The organism is Microbacterium sp. zg-B185 (assembly GCF_030246885.1).
Taxonomy (GTDB): Bacteria; Actinomycetota; Actinomycetes; order Actinomycetales; family Microbacteriaceae; genus Microbacterium.
The window spans coordinates 206,327-223,630 of record NZ_CP126739.1 but is presented as its reverse complement, the minus strand read 5'-3'; the positions used below and the strand labels follow the sequence as shown (position 1 = coordinate 223,630).

The 17,304-nt window shown below is 70.1% G+C and carries 17 protein-coding genes; 8 read left to right on the top strand and 9 right to left on the bottom strand.

Annotation, left to right across the window (positions count from 1 at the left end):
* The first annotated feature begins 5 nt into the window (after positions 1 to 5).
* Entirely contained in the window at positions 6 to 1,373 is a 1,368-nt protein-coding gene (gene radA, locus QNO12_RS01035) for a DNA repair protein RadA (RefSeq protein ID WP_257500772.1), read from the top strand.
* Positions 1,374 to 1,562: 189 nt separating this feature from the next.
* Here the strand turns inward: radA and QNO12_RS01030 are convergent, their stop codons facing one another.
* The 6 genes from QNO12_RS01030 to QNO12_RS01005 form a co-directional block, all read right to left on the bottom strand.
* Positions 1,563 to 1,991 (bottom strand): dehydrogenase, encoded by a 429-nt coding sequence (locus QNO12_RS01030; RefSeq protein WP_257500773.1) that lies wholly within the window; start codon positions 1,989 to 1,991, stop codon positions 1,563 to 1,565.
* A gap of 65 nt (positions 1,992 to 2,056) precedes the next feature.
* Positions 2,057 to 2,773: a FadR/GntR family transcriptional regulator gene (locus QNO12_RS01025; protein WP_257500774.1), complete on the bottom strand. Its 717-nt coding sequence runs from the start codon at positions 2,771 to 2,773 to the stop codon at positions 2,057 to 2,059.
* A 103-nt stretch (positions 2,774 to 2,876) separates the two neighbouring features.
* Positions 2,877 to 3,656, bottom strand: a complete 780-nt coding sequence (locus tag QNO12_RS01020; protein ID WP_257500775.1) for a 3-oxoacyl-ACP reductase — start codon at positions 3,654 to 3,656, stop codon at positions 2,877 to 2,879.
* A 103-nt stretch (positions 3,657 to 3,759) separates the two neighbouring features.
* A complete protein-coding gene (locus QNO12_RS01015) occupies positions 3,760 to 5,124 on the bottom strand; it encodes an aldehyde dehydrogenase family protein (protein ID WP_257500776.1) in 1,365 nt (454 codons plus the stop codon).
* On the bottom strand, positions 5,121 to 5,957 hold the full coding sequence (locus QNO12_RS01010; RefSeq protein WP_374760998.1) for a gamma-glutamyl-gamma-aminobutyrate hydrolase family protein: 837 nt from the start codon (positions 5,955 to 5,957) through the stop codon (positions 5,121 to 5,123). The genes QNO12_RS01015 and QNO12_RS01010 overlap by 4 nt, the downstream gene beginning before the upstream one ends.
* Complete coding sequence (locus QNO12_RS01005; protein WP_257500777.1) at positions 5,938 to 7,293, bottom strand: glutamine synthetase family protein; 1,356 nt, start codon at positions 7,291 to 7,293, stop codon at positions 5,938 to 5,940. The genes QNO12_RS01010 and QNO12_RS01005 overlap by 20 nt, the downstream gene beginning before the upstream one ends.
* A 181-nt stretch (positions 7,294 to 7,474) precedes the next feature.
* Here QNO12_RS01005 and QNO12_RS01000 point away from each other — a divergent pair, with 181 nt between their 5' ends.
* Positions 7,475 to 9,034, top strand: coding sequence for an amino acid permease (locus QNO12_RS01000; protein WP_257500778.1), 1,560 nt, complete (start codon positions 7,475 to 7,477; stop codon positions 9,032 to 9,034).
* 378 nt (positions 9,035 to 9,412) lie between these two features.
* Here QNO12_RS01000 and QNO12_RS00995 read toward each other — a convergent pair whose 3' ends face one another.
* Both QNO12_RS00995 and QNO12_RS00990 read right to left on the bottom strand, forming a co-directional pair.
* The gene (locus QNO12_RS00995) at positions 9,413 to 10,123 is read right to left on the bottom strand and encodes a hypothetical protein (RefSeq protein ID WP_257500779.1); all 711 of its coding nucleotides are present in this window, start codon (positions 10,121 to 10,123) and stop codon (positions 9,413 to 9,415) included.
* An 87-nt stretch (positions 10,124 to 10,210) separates the two neighbouring features.
* On the bottom strand, positions 10,211 to 10,828 hold the full coding sequence (locus tag QNO12_RS00990; RefSeq protein ID WP_257500780.1) for a TetR/AcrR family transcriptional regulator: 618 nt from the start codon (positions 10,826 to 10,828) through the stop codon (positions 10,211 to 10,213).
* A 99-nt stretch (positions 10,829 to 10,927) separates the two neighbouring features.
* Between QNO12_RS00990 and paaZ the strand changes: the two genes are divergently transcribed.
* Positions 10,928 to 12,997 carry a phenylacetic acid degradation bifunctional protein PaaZ gene (paaZ, locus tag QNO12_RS00985; RefSeq protein ID WP_257500781.1) on the top strand — a complete coding sequence of 690 codons (2,070 nt, stop codon included), beginning with the start codon at positions 10,928 to 10,930 and terminating at the stop codon, positions 12,995 to 12,997.
* 24 nt (positions 12,998 to 13,021) lie between these two features.
* Here paaZ and paaI read toward each other — a convergent pair whose 3' ends face one another.
* Entirely contained in the window at positions 13,022 to 13,429 is a 408-nt protein-coding gene (gene paaI / locus QNO12_RS00980; RefSeq protein WP_257500782.1) for a hydroxyphenylacetyl-CoA thioesterase PaaI, read from the bottom strand.
* A 63-nt stretch (positions 13,430 to 13,492) separates the two neighbouring features.
* Here paaI and paaA point away from each other — a divergent pair, with 63 nt between their 5' ends.
* Genes paaA through paaE form a run of 5 tightly spaced genes read left to right on the top strand, consistent with a single transcriptional unit; the run spans position 13,493 to position 17,298 of the window.
* Positions 13,493 to 14,494, top strand: a complete 1,002-nt coding sequence (gene paaA, locus QNO12_RS00975; RefSeq protein ID WP_257500783.1) for a 1,2-phenylacetyl-CoA epoxidase subunit PaaA — start codon at positions 13,493 to 13,495, stop codon at positions 14,492 to 14,494.
* Positions 14,494 to 14,859, top strand: a complete 366-nt coding sequence (gene paaB, locus QNO12_RS00970; protein ID WP_257500784.1) for a 1,2-phenylacetyl-CoA epoxidase subunit PaaB — start codon at positions 14,494 to 14,496, stop codon at positions 14,857 to 14,859. Before paaA ends, paaB begins: the two co-directional genes overlap by 1 nt.
* Entirely contained in the window at positions 14,856 to 15,692 is an 837-nt protein-coding gene (paaC, locus tag QNO12_RS00965; RefSeq protein WP_257500785.1) for a 1,2-phenylacetyl-CoA epoxidase subunit PaaC, read from the top strand. Before paaB ends, paaC begins: the two co-directional genes overlap by 4 nt.
* Positions 15,692 to 16,201, top strand: coding sequence for a 1,2-phenylacetyl-CoA epoxidase subunit PaaD (paaD, locus tag QNO12_RS00960; RefSeq protein WP_257500872.1), 510 nt, complete (start codon positions 15,692 to 15,694; stop codon positions 16,199 to 16,201). The genes paaC and paaD overlap by 1 nt, the downstream gene beginning before the upstream one ends.
* A complete protein-coding gene (gene paaE, locus QNO12_RS00955) occupies positions 16,198 to 17,298 on the top strand; it encodes a 1,2-phenylacetyl-CoA epoxidase subunit PaaE (protein ID WP_257500786.1) in 1,101 nt (366 codons plus the stop codon). The genes paaD and paaE overlap by 4 nt, the downstream gene beginning before the upstream one ends.
* Positions 17,299 to 17,304 lie beyond the last annotated feature (6 nt).

The window sequence follows — 17,304 nt, the reverse complement described above, 5'->3', positions numbered from 1 at the left end:
AGAGCATGGCCACCCGACGCACGACCGCGACCGCGCCGTACCGGTGCACCGAGTGCGGCTGGACCGCGCTGAAGTGGGTGGGTCGCTGCGGTGAGTGCCAGCAGTGGGGCACGGTGGTTGAAGCATCCGAGCCGACCGGCCTGAACCGCGCCGTGACCGCCGTCACTCCCGGAACCGACCGCGTCGCGCGCCCGATCACGGCGATCGACTCCCGGGACACCCCGCGCCGCACCACCGGCGTCGGCGAGTTCGACCGCGTGCTGGGCGGCGGCATCGTCCCGGGGGCGGCGATCCTGCTCTCCGGCGAGCCCGGAGTGGGCAAGTCCACGCTGCTGCTCGAGGTCGCGGCCGCCAGCGCACGCGCCGGCCGACGCGTGCTCTACGCCAGCGCGGAGGAATCCACCGGCCAGGTGCGACTGCGCGCCGAGCGGACCGGGGCGCTGCACGACGAGCTCTACCTGGCCGCCGAGACCGACCTGGCGACGATCCTGGGGCACATCGACCAGGTCCAGCCCGAGCTGCTGATCGTCGACTCCGTCCAGACCGTGTCCTCGTCCCTCTCCGAGGGCATGGCCGGCCACCCCAGCCAGGTGCGCGAAGTGGCCTCCACGCTGATCCGCGTCGCCAAGGATCGCGGGCTCCCGGTCGTCCTGGTCGGCCACGTGACCAAGGACGGCTCGATCGCTGGCCCACGGATCCTGGAGCACCTCGTCGATGTGGTGTGCCAGTTCGAGGGCGACCGGCAGACGTCGCTGCGGTTCGTGCGCGCTCTGAAGAACCGCTTCGGACCGACCGACGAGGTGGGCTGCTTCGACATGACCGGTGCGGGCATCGCCGAAGTCGCCGATCCCAGCGCCCTCTTCCTCGGTCACGGCAGCCCGGAGCCGGGCACGTGCGTCGCGATCGCCTTGGAGGGCCGCCGCGCCCTGCCGGTCGAGGTGCAGGCGCTGACGATACAGACCACGGCGCCCAACCCCCGGCGGATCGTGAACGGCGTGGACGGCGCGCGCGTGGCGATGGTCCTTGCGGTGCTGGAGAAGAAGGCCAGGATCGTGACCTCGAACTTGGACGTGTACGTCTCGACCGTGGGGGGCGTGCGGTTCACCGAGCCCGCCGCCGACCTGGCCATCGCGATCGCCGTCGCGGGGTCGGTACGCAACCAGTCCGTACCCAAGACGCTCGCCGCGATCGGCGAACTGAGCCTCGCCGGCGAGATCCGCCCGGTGACGCAGACAGCGCAGCGCCGCAGCGAGGCCGCACGCCTGGGCTACAGCGAGTTCATCGACAACCGCTCGCGCACCCTGCGCGGCGCGCTGGACGACGTGCGGGCGCGCAGCAGAGCCGACCCCGGCGGTGACGTTCCGGAGTTCTAGCGCCGGCCGCGGAGCGTGGTGCGAGCCGCGGACGCCTGCAGCCGGCTACCGCTCTGCTGACTCGGCATGCGGGCCAACGCGATGGGGATCACAAGCCCCGCGGTACACACGACTGCGACGATCACGAACTCCATCGCATGAGCATGCCAGGCCGCGTCGCGGAAGTCGAGGCAGCCGACGGCGATCCGCTCATGCGTCCAGAGCGGCGATGAGCGCGGCGGGGCTGGCCTGCATCGGATGCGGCCCGGCGATGTCGAAGAACACCGTGGTGATGACCTCCTCGTGCAGCCCCAGGAACGCCCTTAGCCAGCCCGGGCTGTTCAGCGCGACCTTGGCCGGAAGGGAGGCCGGCTTGTTCGCGGCATCGCTGAACAGCAGCAGCGCGACCTGCCCGGTTCTCGGATCGCGATAGGTCCACACGTCGTCGGCACTGGACGCTTCCAGCCCCGATTCCGCCTCGGCATCCGCGGGGATCAGAGGGACCACCGTGGGTCCGTGTCGCAGGGCGAAGGCGACCGCGGCGAGATCCTGGGTCTGAAGCGCATCGCTGAGTGCCGTGTTGCGGAATTCGGGGAGTTCGTCGACCTCGCTCGGGTCGGGATCGTGTGCTGAAGCCATCGCTCCACGCTACCGAACGCCGCCCGTCTCTTGGCTCCGCGCACCCGCCGGCGGACCGTATGCGCTCAGGCGAGGAAGCCGCGCAGCAGTGCTTCCGACCCGGCCAGGTGTTCCAGGATGGCCGCCTCCGCGGCATCCGCCCGCCCTGCGAGGATCGCCGTGACGATGCGCTCGTGCTGAGCGTTGGAGTGCTCGATGTTGCGCGGCAGCAGGGGGAAGGTGTCCAGCCAGGCGTTCACGCGCGCGCGGTTCTCCGCCGCGAGCGCGACCAGCGAGGGGATGCCGGCGACCTCCGCGATCGTCAGGTGCAGCAGGGTGTCGAGACGGCGGTACTCCGCGGTGTCGGCAGCGGTTGCCGCTTCGTGGCGGGCCCACAGCTCGGTCCGCGACTCGGGGGTCAGGGTGCGCCCGGCCGCCGTGCGGGCGGCACCGGCTTCGAGCACCCGCCGCAGCCCCAGCACGTCGTCCAGCTCGTCCAGCGGCACCACCCCGGGGTGCGGCGCCGGCGGCAGCGGGTCGGCCACGAAGGTGCCGCCGTATCGTCCGCGGCGGCGGACCAGGTATCCGGTGTCGGCGAGCTCGCGGATCGCCTCTCGCACGGTGTCGCGACTGACCTCGTACCGGCCGGCGAGCTCCCGCTCGGGCGGCAGGGACTCCCCGGGCGCGACCACGCCGAGCCGGATGGTCTGCACCAGACGTGCGACGGTGTCTTCGAGCGCGTTCCCCTCGCGCAGCGGCCGGTACACCGCCCGGCGCACCTCGCGCAGCGGCGTCTCGGTCACGGTGACCCCGGCAGGTCGTCGAAAACGCGGGAGAATTCCCACGTCGGCGTGCTGAGCCCTCGCTCCATGGCCGGTTTCTCCCCGTTCTTTCGCATGCGACCGGTCACAGGGGGGTGACGTAGGCGTTGGTGATGCCGCCGTCCACCACGAAGGTCGTCGCCGTCATGAACGACGCATCGTCCGAGGCGAGGAACGCCACCGCGGCGGCCAGCTCCTCCGGCTCGGCGAATCGGCCCATCGGCACGTGCACGAGCCGGCGCTGGGCCCGTTCGGGGTCCTTGGCGAACAGCTCCTGCAACAGCGGCGTGTTGACCGGTCCCGGGCAGAGTGCGTTCACCCGGACGCCCTGGCGCGCGAACTGGACCCCGAGCTCCCGCGTCATGGCGAGCACCCCGCCCTTGGACGCGGTGTACGAGATCTGCGAGGTCGCCGAGCCCAGCAGCGCGACGAAGGAGGCGGTGTTGATGATCGACCCCTTGCCGGCCGGCACCATGTGGCGCAGCGCCGCGCGCGAGCACAGGTAGACGGACTTGAGGTTGACGTCCTGCACGCGATCCCACGCGGGCAGCTCCGTCGTCTCGATCGAATCGTCATCCGCAGGGGAGATGCCGGCGTTGTTGAACGCGATGTCGAGACGGCCGAACTCCTCCGCCACGCCGTCGAAGAGGGCGTTCACCTGCGCCTCATCGGCGACATCGACGCGGCGGAACACCCCGTGGACTTCGGATGCCGCGGCCTCCCCGGTCGCCGGGTCGACGTCGGCGACCACGACGAACGCGCCTTCGGCGGCGAACCGCCGGGCCGTCGCCAGACCGATGCCGCTGGCCCCGCCGGTGATGACGGCGACGCGGTCCTTCAGTCGCTGGGTGAGATCGACGTTCATTGCGCTGCTCCCGAGGGGGTGATGTCCCGAGAAGTCAGGGGAAAGACCCTCGGGGAGATGTGAATAGGGGACACGGAATCGAAGCGGGAGGGCATCGGACTCATCAGGCGTCTCCGGTCGCGTAGAAGACGTTCTTGGTCTCGGTGAAGTGCTCCGCCGCGTCCGGGCCGAGCTCGCGGCCGAGACCGGACGCCTTCATCCCCCCGAACGGGGTCGTATAGCGCACCGACGAGTGGGAGTTGACCGACAGGACACCGCTCTTGACCGCGCGCGAGACGCGCACGGCGCGGCCCAGGTTCTCGGTCCAGATCGACCCGGCCAGGCCGAAGATCGTGTCGTTGGCGAGGCGCACCGCATCGGCCTCGTCCTCGAACGGCAGCACTGCGACGACCGGCCCGAAGATCTCGTGCTGCGCCACCCGGTCCCGGGGCGAGTCGGGCAGGACGACCGCGGGCGCGAACCAGAACCCCGGGTCGTTCGGTGCGGAGCCGCGGAAGGCCACGCGCGAGTGCTTCACGAACGGGATCACCGAGTCCCGGTGCGCAGCCGAGATGAGCGGCCCCATCTCGGTCGCCTCGTCCCGCGGGTCGCCGACGCGCCAGTCGGCGACGGCGGGTTCGAGCAGCTCGAGGAAACGGTCGAACACGGAGCGCTGCACGAGGATGCGACTGCGCGCGCAGCAGTCCTGGCCGGCGTTGTCGAACACGGCGGCCGGCGCCGACGCGGCGGCGCGCTCCAGGTCGGCGTCCGCGAAGATGATGTTCGCGCTCTTGCCGCCCAGCTCGAGCGTGACGGGCTTGAGCGCACGAGCGCAGCCGGCCGCGACATCCGTCCCCACCTCCGTCGATCCGGTGAACACGACCTTGCGCACATCCGGGTGAGTGACGAACCGCTGGCCGACGACCGAACCGGACCCGGTGACCACCTGGAACAGCCCCTCCGGCAGTCCGGCCTGGAGTGCCAGCTCACCGAGTCGCATCGCGGTCAGGGGTGTCAGCTCGGCCGGTTTGAGCACCACGGCGTTGCCCGCCGCCAGCGCGGGCGCGAAGCCCCATGCCGCGATCGTCATCGGGAAGTTCCACGGCACGATGATGCCCACCACCCCGTACGGCTCGTGGAAGGTGACATCCAGGCCCCCCGGGACCGGGATCTGCCGACCGGACAGACGCTCAGGCGCTCCGGCGTAGAAGTTCAGCACCTGGGCGACATGGGATGCCTCCCATCGGGCGGAGTTGATCGGATGCCCGGAGTTCATCACCTCGAGTCCGGCCAGCTCCTCGATGTGCGCCTCCACGACCCGGGCGAACGCCCGCAGCGCATCCGCGCGGGCGACCGGGGCCAGCGCCGCCCAGGAGCGCTGGGCCGCGACCGCGCGGGAGATCGCCGCATCCACGTCGCCGACACCGGCGCGGGGCACCTCGCGAATGGGCTCGGCGGTGGCCGGGTTGATCAGGGTGAACGTGCTCACGGCATCGCCTCCAGTGTGGGTTCGCGCTCGGGCGGCGCGGCGACGGATCGCGACGCGGCATACCGGGATGCCTGGGCGACCAGCCCCGCGAAGAGCCGTCGGTCCTCGGTGTCCTGCTCCGGGTGCCACTGCACGCCCAGCAGGTATCCGTCCCCGGTGGACTCGACGGCCTGGACGAGTCCATCGTCGGTGCGCGCGGTGACCACGAGGCCGTCGCCGAGACGGTCGATGCCCTGGTGGTGGTAGCTGTGGACGGCCAGTTCGCCCGCACCGACCACGCCGGCCAGAGCGGTGCCGTCGTCGACGGCCACGGTGTTGGAGGCGAAGACGCCGCCGCCGAGGCGGTAACGGTCGGTGCCCATGGACTCAGGCAGGTGCTGCTGGAGAGTCCCGCCGCGGGCGACGTTGACCAGCTGCAGACCCCGGCAGATCGCCAGCACCGGGATGCGTCGCTCGTCGGCGCCCCGGAACAGCGCCAGTTCCCATGCGTCCCGGTCGGGGCGCGGTGGGTCGGTGGAGGGATGCCGCTCCGCGCCGTACAGCTCGGGCTGCACGTCCAGCCCGCCGGTCAGGATGAGTCCGTCCAGCCCGTCCAGCACGACGGATGCCGCCAGCTCGGGGTTGGGCTGGGGCGGCAGCAGCACCGCCACCCCGCCCGAGGCGGCGACCGCGTCGAAGTAGACGTGCGGGAGGAAGGCGGCGCGGACATCCCACACGCCCTGCCTGGCCTGCTCGAGATACGTCGTCAGGCCGATCACCGGCGCCCGCCGGTGCGAGCCCCCGACCGCCTCGGAGCCCGCGCCGGTCGACGGGTCAGAGTCGTTCGAAGCCACGGATCCGCTCCCAATCGGTCACTGCCGCGTCGTACGCCGCGACTTCGATCCGCGCCTGGTGGAGGTAGTGATCGACCATGTCGTCACCGAACGCCGCGCGGGCGATCGCGGACTGCTCGAACAGCTGCGCCGCTTCGCGCAGCGTGGTGGGCAGGTGGTCGACTCCGGCCGTGTACGCGTTGCCGGCGAGCGGCTCGGGCAGCGGGAGCTCGTTCGCGACGCCGTGCAGTCCCCCGGCGATGATCGCAGAGATGCCCAGATACGGGTTGAGGTCGCCGCCGGGAACCCGGTTCTCGACGCGCAGCGACTGCCCGTGGCCGATGACGCGGAGGGCGCACGTCCGGTTGTCCAGACCCCAGGCGACGCCGGTCGGGGCGAAGGACCCGTCCTGGTAGCGCTTGTACGAGTTGATCGCGGGGGCATAGAGCAGGGTGAATTCGCGCAGCGTCGCCAGGATGCCGGCGATCCAGTGGCCCATCAGCGGGCTGAACCCGTGCTCGCCGTCACCGGCCATCACCGGCTCCCCATCCTGGCCGCGCACCGACAGGTGGACGTGGCAGCTGTTGCCCTCGCGCTCGTTGAATTTGGCCATGAAGGTGATCGACTTGCCGTGCTTGTCGGCGATCTCCTTCGCCCCGTTCTTGTAGATGGTGTGCTGGTCGGCCGTCTCCAGGGCCTCGGCGTAGCGGAACGCGATCTCCTGCTGACCGAGGTTGCACTCCCCCTTGACGCCCTCGCTGTACATCCCGGCGCCGTCCATCCCCCGGCGGATGTCCCTCAGCAACGGCTCGAGCCTGCCCGAGGCGAGGATGTCGTAGTCCACGTTGTAATCCGTCGACGGTTTCAGATCCCGGTAGCCGCGCGTCCAGGCATCCCGATAGGTGTCGTCGAAGACCAGGAACTCCAGCTCGGTGCCGGCGTATGCGGTCAACCCCCGTTCGGCGAGGCGATCACGCTGGTGTTTGAGGATCGCGCGCGGCGACTGGACGACCGGTTCACCTCCCTGCCAGGCCAGGTCTGCCATGACCAGCGCGGTCCCCTCGAGCCACGGCATCCGCCGCAGCGTCGCCGGGTCCGGCAGCAGCATCATGTCCCCGTAGCCCTTCTCCCAGCTGGACATCGCATACCCGTCGATGGTGTTCATGTCGACGTCGACCGAGAGCAGGTAGTTGCACGCCTCGGCGCCGTGCGCGAGCACCTCCTCCTGGAAGAAGCGGGCCGAGACCCGCTTGCCGACGAGCCGGCCCTGCGCATCGGCGAACGCGACGATCACGGTGTCGATCCGGTCGGCCGCGATGGCAGCGTTCAAGTCCGCGGCGCTGAGGTTTCCTGGCATCCGTCACCCTCTCTGGGCGCGCAGTCCGCGCGCGGCACGAGCGCGATCCCGGGCGTCCGCGCTGCGTCCCACTGTAATCAGGAAGTTCCCCGCAAAGGTAGACAGAACCGACCTTTAGGCATCACAATCATGCGCATGGCGCCGCTCCGCTCCGCGCCGCACCCGACTGCTCGGAGGATCGATGACTCAGTCCAGCAATGTGCCCGCTCGCAGTGATTCGGCCAAGGTCGCCGGGGCGACCTATACGCGGGCAGGGGAAGGGTATTTCGAGAAGCGGACCCTGAAGCGGTCGGCGGGCATCTGGGGCCTGTGGGGGCTTGCGGTGGCCGCGGTCATCTCGGGTGACTTCTCCGGATGGAACTTCGGCATCGACTTCGCCGGATTCGGGGGCATGCTCATCGCCTTCGTGATCCTCGTGGCGATGTACTACGGCATGATCTTCTCGATCGGCGAGATGGCCGCCGCGATGCCGCACACCGGCGGTGCCTACTCGTTCGCACGATCGGCGATGGGGCCGTGGGGCGGCTTGATCACCGGAGCGGCCGAGACCATCGAGTACGTCGCGACCACCGCGGTCATCGTGTACTTCTCCGCGTCGTACGCCGATGCGATCACGACCGAACTGCTGAACTTCTCGATGCCGACGTGGGTGTGGTGGATCATCCTGTACGTCGCGTTCATCGCGCTGAACTCCTCGGGCGCGGCCATCTCGTTCCGGTTCGCGATCGTGGTCTCGATCATCTCGATCGGCATCATCGTGGTCTTCTCGCTGATGTCCCTGTTCACCGGGTCGTTCTCGTGGGATGCGCTGTGGAACATCGAGCCCGACCCTGGGCAGTCGGCGTTCCTGCCCCACGGCTTCTTCCCCATCCTGTTCGCGCTGCCGTTCGCGATGTGGTTCTTCCTCGGGATCGAAGAGCTGCCGCTGGCCGCGGAGGAATCGCACAACCCGGTCCGCGACATCCCCAAGGCGGGATTCTGGGCGCGCGGCACGCTGATCGTGACGGGTCTGCTGGTGCTGTTCCTGAACACCGGCGTCATCGGCGCCGAGGCGACGGGGGTCGCGGCGGAACCGCTGCTGGACGGGTTCCGCGCGATCGTCGGCGACCAGCTCGCCGCGCTGCTTGCCCTGTTCGCACTGGTCGGACTGCTGGCTTCACTGCAGGGGATCATGTTCGCCTACGGACGCAACATGTACTCGCTCTCGCGTGCCGGGTACTACCCGAAGTTCCTCTCACTCACCGGCAAGCGCCAGACTCCGTGGGTCGCGCTGGTGGTGGGCGCGGTGATCGGCTTCGTCGCCCTGGTGGTGCTGGAGAGCCTGGCTGCCGTCAACGAGGGAGCCGGGGCCGTGGCCGGCGCCATCGTGCTGAACATCGCGGTGTGGGGCGCGGTGCTCGCCTATCTGCTTCAGATGATCTCGTTCATCATCCTGCGCCGGAAGTTCCCGAACGCCAGCCGCCCATATGTCAGCCCGTGGGGGGTGCCCGGTGCCGTGATCGCCGCGGTGATCGCCGCCCTGATCTTCGTCGGCTTCCTGCTGAACCCGACGTTCCTGCCGGCCATCATCGCGATCGGAATCGTCTACGTGATCATCCTGGTCGGCTTCGCCGTGTCCTTCCGGCACCGCCTCGTGCTCTCTCCCGAGGAGGAGTACGCGCTGTCCGGAGGCACGCATCGGGACCCTCAGGCGGAGGGCTATGACGCAATGGAGTCGGAAGTCTTCGGCGACAGGTCCTAGCATGGGGGAAGCGGGGTCGGAGTGGTCCGGGGGGATACTCCGACCCCGCGTTCTCTGCTGAGCCAGACGCCCCTGCTCGCGCGAGGCGGAAAAGAGCCTCCGGTCAGGCGTTAAGGCGCTTTTGCGATGTTGCCAGGACACGTGAATGGCCCCCTCGGGCCACCCCCTGCGCGGGGGATGACTCGAGAGGGCCATATGCTCACCGGAGGCTCTTGTTCTCTCGCTGGGGACGGATCACTGCTGGGGGGCAGCCAAGAGCCGGTTGAACCGGGAGCTGAATCAAGAGTACGCGCGCCGGGCCGGAGACGTCTGTCCCCTCTTCGGGGGACAGTGTGCACAGGGGCGATCGGGCAGGCCGCGCGTGGCCGATCCGGTGCGTCAGTACAGGAAGATCTGCTTGGACTGCATCGATGGGATGCCGCCGATTTCGACGCTGAGATGGTACGAGGCCCCATCGCCCGGTGCGGTCTGCCGATTGCCGCCGCCGCAGTCGTCCACCGACGATCGGGACCGATCCCAGGTGAGCGGGGCAGCGCTGGAGACGGACTGACCCGCCGCAAGCAGGACGAGCATGTCACTGGGTTCGGTCTGGCAGTCCGTCGAGCGCCACCAGACGTCGCTGCCGCTCACGATCGTGAACGCCTGCGTGCTCGTGCCGACGTTGATGGTGCAGTCCGCGGCGCCGTTGTTGGTCAGCCGGATGGACAGCTGCGGGTTCTGCCCAGGATCGTAGCCGTCCTGATCGGTGAGCGGCTCGACCGTGACGTCACGGGACATGCACGACTTGGCCGTGGGCGCGGTGGTCTGAGTCGGCGCCGCGGAGGGGGAGGAAACGGCATCCGGAGCCGCCTCTGCAGTCGGCGTCTCGCTCGGCGTCGGGGTCGAGGCTCCGGGCACCGGCAGATCGATGACGCCGGCCTGTGTCGCCGTGGGTGTCGGATCGGGTGCGATTGCGGATGCACCGCGCCATGGCTGTGCGATGAGCACCCACACCAGCGCGACGGCAGCCATCAGCGCGAGCAGCAGCACGAGCCGCCGTCGCCGGTAGACCGCCGGCGACAGCCGTCTGCGGGGAGGGGCGGCGCTCATGCCTCCAGGCTAAGCCCGCGCCCCGGGCCACTCCGGGTCGGCGCGCCCCTTTCGGTCATCGCCATCGGCGAAGCGGAGCCGGCCGGGTCAGCGGGTGCGCAGCCCGTCCAGGGCGACGGTCATCACGTCGGCGGCCAGTTCGGCGGCGCCCTCTGGACCGGTCGGCCGGTACCATTCGACGATCGAGTTGACCATGCCGAACAGCAGGCGGGTCGCGACCGCGGCGTCGACATCGGCGCGCACGGTGCCCTCCTCCTGTGCCGCGCGCATCATTCCGGTGATCTTGTGATCGAACGCGCGGCGGCGCTCCAGCGCGCGCCGTTCCACGTCGCTGTTGCCGCGGACGCGCAGGAGCAGCGTGACGAAGGGCAGCTTGTCCACCAGGACCCCGACCGCTCCCCGCAGCACGTGGCCGAGCCGCTCCCCCGCACCCCCCTCCCGCGCACCGGGTTCGCGCAGCACGCCCTCCAGCCCGTCGAGGGCCTCATCGAGCGCCACATCCAGCAGATGCTCCTTGGAATCGAAGTGGTGGTACAGGGCCGACTTCGACAGTCCCAGCCGAGCCGCCAATGACGCGACCGAGGTCGCGTCATAGCCCTGCGCGATGAAGACGTCCACGGCGATTTCGAGGATCTGCCGCCGATCGTATCCCGGTCGTCCGCGGCGTGCGGGGGCGAGGTGCGCTGCGGCGGTGAGATCGGACACGCCTCCAGTGTCGCACCGGCCCACACCGCCGAGCGCTTTTCCTGAACGATCGGTAAGGTATGGGCGAGCGCGACGGCCCACAACCCGAGGAGACAGCGGATGAGCGGCATTCTGCCCAGTTACGTCGAGGGCGCGTGGTGGACCCCCGCGCACGAGGTCGGGGCGACGGATGTGCGCGATGCCTCGACGGGTGAGATCGTGGCCCGGGTCAGCACCGCAGGTCTCGACCTCGGCGCCGGGCTGGAGTATGCCCGCACGGTGGGCCAGGCGAGCATCGGTGCGCTCACCTTCCACGAGCGCGCGGTGCTGCTCAAGAAACTCGCCCTCGCCCTGACCGAACGCAAGGAGGAGCTGTACGGGCTGTCCGCGCGCACCGGGGCGACCAGAGCCGACTCCTGGGTGGACATCGACGGCGGCATCGGCGTGCTGTTCTCGTACTCGGGCAAAGCCAGACGCGAGATGCCGAACACCCGGGTGTTCGTCGACGGCCCCGTCGAGCCGCTGTCCACGGACGGCTCATTCCTCGGCCGGCACATCTACACGCGGCTGCCCGGCGTCGCCGTCCAGGTCAACGCGTTCAACTTCCCGGTGTGGGGATCGCTGGAGAAGTTCGCACCGGCCTTCCTGGCGGGCATGCCCAGCCTGGTCAAACCCGCGACACCGACCGGCTACGTCGCCGAGGCGTTCGTGCGCATCCTGGTCGAGTCGGGCCTCCTGCCGGACGGTGCGCTGCAGCTGGTCAGCGGAAGCGTGCCGGACCTGTTCGAGCATCTCCGTCTCGGCGACATCGTCGGCTTCACCGGCAGCGCGACGACCGCCGAGAAGCTGCGTGCGCATGACAGCATCCAGACCGGCGGAGTCCGGTTCACCAGCGAGACCGACTCGATCAACGCGTCCGTGCTGGGGCCCGATGCCGTTTCCGGAACGCCCGAGTTCGATGCGTACGTCCGCCAGCTCGTCACCGAGATGACCGCCAAGGCGGGACAGAAGTGCACCGCCATCCGCCGGGCTCTGGTGCCCGCGGCATCCGTCGACGCTGTCATCGATGCCGTGCGCGCCCGGATCGACGAGCGCGTGGTCCTCGGCGACCCCCGGGCGGAGGGCGTGACGATGGGTCCGCTCGCCTCGACCGCGCAGCGCGACGACGTGCTGTCGCAGGTCGAGCGGCTCGAAGCGGCAGGCGGTCAGCTCGTGATCGGCTCGACCGGCACGCCGTCGGTGACCCGCGCCGACGGGACCGTGGGCGAGGCGCCGGAGGGCGCCTTCGTGACGCCGCTGCTGCTGCGCTTCCCGGATGCCGGAGCCGATGCCGTGCACCGGCTCGAGGCATTCGGACCGGTCGCGTCGGTGCTCGGATACGACACCGTCGCGCAGGCGGCCGATCTGGTCGCGCGCGGCGGCGGATCGCTGGTCACGAGCATCGCGACGCACGACCCCGAGATCGCGCTGGAGCTGATGAGCCGCATCTCGGCGTTCAACGGGCGCGTGCTGCTGCTGGACCGGGACGATGCACGCTCCTCGACGGGGCACGGCTCGCCGCTGCCCACCCTGGTGCACGGCGGTCCGGGACGCGCGGGCGGCGGCGAGGAGCTCGGCGGCATCCGCGCGGTCCTGCATCACATGCAGCGCACCGCGGTGCAGGGCTCCCCCGAGATGCTCACCGCGCTCACCGGCGTGTGGCACGCCGGTGCCGCGTCCAACTCGGTGGGCCGGCATCCGTTCCGCAAATCCCTCGCCGAGTTGCGGATCGGCGACCAGATCGTCTCGGCGTCGCGAGAGGTCGCGCTCGAGGACATCGAGACCTTCGCGCGGTTCACCGGCGACACCTTCTATGCGCACATGGACGAGGCGGCCGCCGCCGCGAACCCGTTCTTTCCGGGACGGGTGGCGCACGGCTACCTGCTGGTCTCCTGGGCGGCCGGGCTGTTCGTCGACCCGGAACCGGGACCGGTGCTGGCCAACTACGGGCTGGAGAATCTGCGTTTCGTCACGCCGGTCTCGCCCGGCGATCGGATCCGCGTGGAGCTGACCGCCAAGCAGATCACCCCGCGCGAGACCGACGAGTACGGCGAAGTGCGGTGGGATGCCGTGATCCGCAACCAGAAGGACGAGGTCGTCGCCCAGTACGACGTGCTGACCCTCGTCGCCAAGGAGCTGACCGCCGGGTAGCGGCGTACACGCCGCACGGTGGCCTCAGCTCGGCGGCAGGGTGCGGTCCGTCGTGAGCGACCGGCCGCGCACCTCCGCCACGACCTCCCCCGTCTCGTCCACGACGCTCACGTCGTAGAGTCCCGCCCGCCCGCTGCGCACCCGGCGCACGGCCGTGGCGGTGAGGGTCTGGCCGGCTGTCGTGGATCGGAGGAACGTGACATCCGCGCCCTGCGCGACCGTGATCCGCTCGTCCTCGTTGCAGGCGATCGCGAAGGCGGTGTCGGCGAGCGCGAACACCAGACCGCCATGGGTGATGTGGAAGCCGTTGGTCATGTCGTCGCGGATCACCATGTGCACCACGGCCCGGCCGGGTTCGTCGTGGTCGACGACCATGCCCAGCACAGCCGAGGCGCGATCGCGTTCCATCATCGCTTCCGTGGGTCGCCGCATGTCTGCCATAATAACTAAACGATCGTTCTGTAAACCACCGTTCTGCAAAGGCAGGAGTCGACGATGACCTCCGTGCATGTGACCACCGTCGAACCGGAGATCTCCGACGGGGAGCGCCGCTTCTCCGAGATCATCGCCGCGGACTCGCGCGTCGAGCCCCGCGATTGGATGCCCGACGCGTACCGCCGGACGCTGATCCGGCAGATCTCCCAGCACGGTCACTCCGAGATCATCGGGATGCAGCCGGAGGGCAACTGGATCACGCGCGCGCCGAGCCTGAAGCGCAAGGCGATCCTGATGGCCAAGGTGCAGGACGAGGCCGGTCACGGCCTGTACCTGTACTCGGCCGCCCAGACCCTCGGCATCACGCGGGAGGAGATGACCGAGCAGCTGATCGCCGGCACGGCGAAGTACTCCTCGATCTTCAACTATCCGACCCCCACCTGGGCGGACATGGGTGCGATCGGCTGGCTCGTCGACGGCGCCGCGATCTGCAACCAGGTGCCCCTGTGCCGTGCGTCGTACGGTCCCTACGGGCGTGCGATGGTGCGTATCTGCAAGGAGGAGTCCTTCCATCAGCGCCAGGGCTTCGAGATCCTGCTCACCCTCATGCAGGGCTCCCCGGCGCAGCGGGAGATGGCGCAGGATGCCGTGAACCGCTGGTACTGGCCGAGTCTGATGATGTTCGGCCCGCCCGATGACCAGTCCCCGAATTCCGCACAGTCCACCGCCTGGAAGATCAAGCGCTTCTCGAACGACGAACTGCGACAGCGCTTCATCGGGATGCTGGTGCCCCAGGCCGAGGCGCTGGGCCTGGGGCTGCCGGATCCGAACCTGCGCTGGGACGAGCAGACGCAGCGCTACCGGCACAGCGAGATCGACTGGACCGAGTTCTTCGAGGTGCTCGCCGGACGCGGACCGATGAACGCCGAGCGGCTGCGTGCCCGCCGTGAGGCCCACGAGAACGGCGCATGGGTGCGGGAGGCGGCGGCCGAGTACGCGCGCAAAGCGCGCGCTGCGCGCGAGACCGGAGCCTCGAGTCACGGCGAAGGGGCGGTGGCGTGATGGGTGCCGCGCCGACCCCCGGTGCGTCCGGCGCCGAGACCCCGGCCGCGGTCGCCGGACGCGTCGGACCGGGCGCGTCGCCTGCCGAGCAGTGGCCGCTGTGGGAGGTCTTCGTCCGCGCCAATCGCGGCCTGAGCCACGTGCACGCCGGGTCGCTGCATGCACCGGACGCGGAGATGGCCGTCCGCAACGCCCGCGACCTGTACACGCGGCGCGGAGAAGGCACCTCCATCTGGGTCGTCCCGGCCGACGCGATCACGGCCAGCGATCCGGATGCGAAGGGCGCGTTCTTCGAGAGCCCGGCCGGCAAGAACTACCGTCACGCGGTGTACTACACCGCCTCCGCGGGGGTGCCGCACCTGTGAGCCGCCACGAGGACGCGTTTCAGGTTCACGGCTCGGTCACGGTCGATCAGGTCGAGCTGTCCGCCGAGCTCGCCGGGGCCGAGGATGCGATCGCGTCACCGGAGATCGCGGAGTACGCGCTGTGGCTCGGCGACGATGCCCTGATCCTCTCGCAGCAGTTGGGCTGGTGGATCACCCGCGCCCCGGAGCTCGAGGAGGACGTCGCGCTCGGCAACATCGCGCTGGACCTGCTCGGCCACGCCCGCTCGCTCCTGCGATATGCGGGCTCGGCGGACGGGCGCTCCGAGGACGACCTGGCCTACTTCCGCGACGAGCGCGAGTTCCGCTGCGCGTGGATCGTGGAGCAGCCCAACGGCGATTTCGCGCAGACGACCGCCCGGCAGCTCGTGGCCGCGACCTACATGTTCGAGCTGTATTCGGCCCTGCGCCACTCGCACGACGAGACGCTCGCGGCGATCGCCGAGAAGTCGCTCAAGGAGGTCGATTACCACCGGGATCACGCCATCCAGTGGCTGCTGCGTCTGGCCGGCGGCACCGCGGAGTCCCGGACGCGGATGATCCGCGCCGTCGGAGACGTCTGGCCGTACGTGGACGAGCTGTTCCGCGACGAGCCGCTCCTGGACCGCCTGGAGGGCATCGCGGTGCGCCCTTCGACCCTGCGCGACGGCTTCGACGCGGTCATCGCGGCCGTGTTCGCCGAGGCGGAGCTGGACCTGCCGCAGGGGTTCGTCTCCGCCGGCGGCGGCCGGCACGGCACGCACTTCTCGACGTTGGGCTATCTGCTCGCCGAGATGCAGGTGCTCGCGCGACAGCATCCGGGGGTGACCTGGTGATGCGCCCCGCGACGGCACGACGCCCGCATTCACGCGCGCACGCGTGGAGGGTCGCGGCGACGGTGACCGACCCGGAGGTTCCCGTGCTGACCATCGAGGATCTGGGGGTCCTGCGCGCGGTCGAGGTCGACGGCGACCGCGCCACCGTCACGATCACCCCCACCTACAGCGGCTGCCCCGCGCTGGAGACGATGCGCGACGACGTCGTCCTGGCCCTCACCGCCGCCGGATACGACACCGTCGAGGTGCGCACCACCCTGACGCCGGCATGGACGACGGACTGGATGAGCGATGCCGGCAAGCGCAAGCTGACCGAATACGGCATCGCACCCCCGTCCGGGCGGTCCGCGATTTCGCGGGGGCCGATCCGGCTGCGCCTGGCCGTGAGGTGCCCGCGGTGCGGATCCCTGGACACCCGCGAGGTCGCCCGCTTCGGCTCCACCTCGTGCAAGGCACTGTACGAGTGCCGGGCGTGCCTGGAGCCCTTCGACTCCTTCAAGGTGCTGTGAGCACGCAGACGCGCCGCCGCGCGCGGTTCCACGAACTCGAGGTCGCGGCGGTCCGCCCGCTCACGGCGGAGAGCATCGAGGTGACCTTCGCCGTCCCGCCTCAGCTGCAGGGCGACTACGACTACCTGCCCGGTCAGTACGTCGCGCTGCGCGCACACCTGCAGGGGCGTGAGGTGCGCCGCAGCTACTCGATCTGCCGGCCGCCGGCGCCCGGCTCGATCAGCGTGGGGATCAAGCGGGACCTCGGCGGGCTGTTCTCGGCGTGGGCCCACGAGAACCTGAGGGCCGGGGACCGCATCGACGTGATGAGCCCGGAGGGGACCTTCACCTCCGGGCTGCCCGACCTGGACGGCGCGCACCTGGCCGGCATCGCCGCCGGTTCGGGGATCACGCCGATGATGTCGCTGGCCGGGTCCGTGCTGGCCGCGTCGCCGACCGCCCGCTTCACGCTCATCTACACCAACCGCGCCACGCAGGACGTGATGTTCCTCGAAGAGCTCGCCGACCTCAAGGACCGCCACCCCGCCCGCCTGGCACTGCATCACGTCCTGTCGCGCGAGCAGCGCGCCGCGCCGCTGTTGTCCGGCCGCATCGACGCGCCGAAGCTGGACGCGATCCTGGACCGCCTGGTGGAGCCGGCCATGGTGACGGAGTGGTTCCTGTGCGGCCCGTTCGAGCTGGTCGCCCTCTGCCGAGACACCCTGGAGCGTCGCGGTGTGCCGGCCGACAGCATCCGGTTCGAGCTGTTCACGACGGATGCCGACGGCCCCCGGATCGACCGCGGACGACCAGTCGAGGTGCGCGCGGGCGACGAGATGCGCACCGTCGAATTCACCCTGGACGGGCTGCGCTCGAGCGTGGCCTCCCCGGTCGCGGCGAACGAGGCGATCCTGGATGCCGCGCTGCGCGTCCGCGGCGACGTGCCGTTCGCCTGCGCGGGCGGGGTGTGCGGCACGTGCCGTGCCCGGCTCGTAGCCGGCACGGTGCGGATGACGCAGAACTTCGCGCTCGAGCCGGACGAGCTCGAGCGCGGCTATGTGCTGACCTGCCAGTCCCACCCCACGAGCGATCGCGTCGTGGTGGACTACGACGTCTAGGAGCCG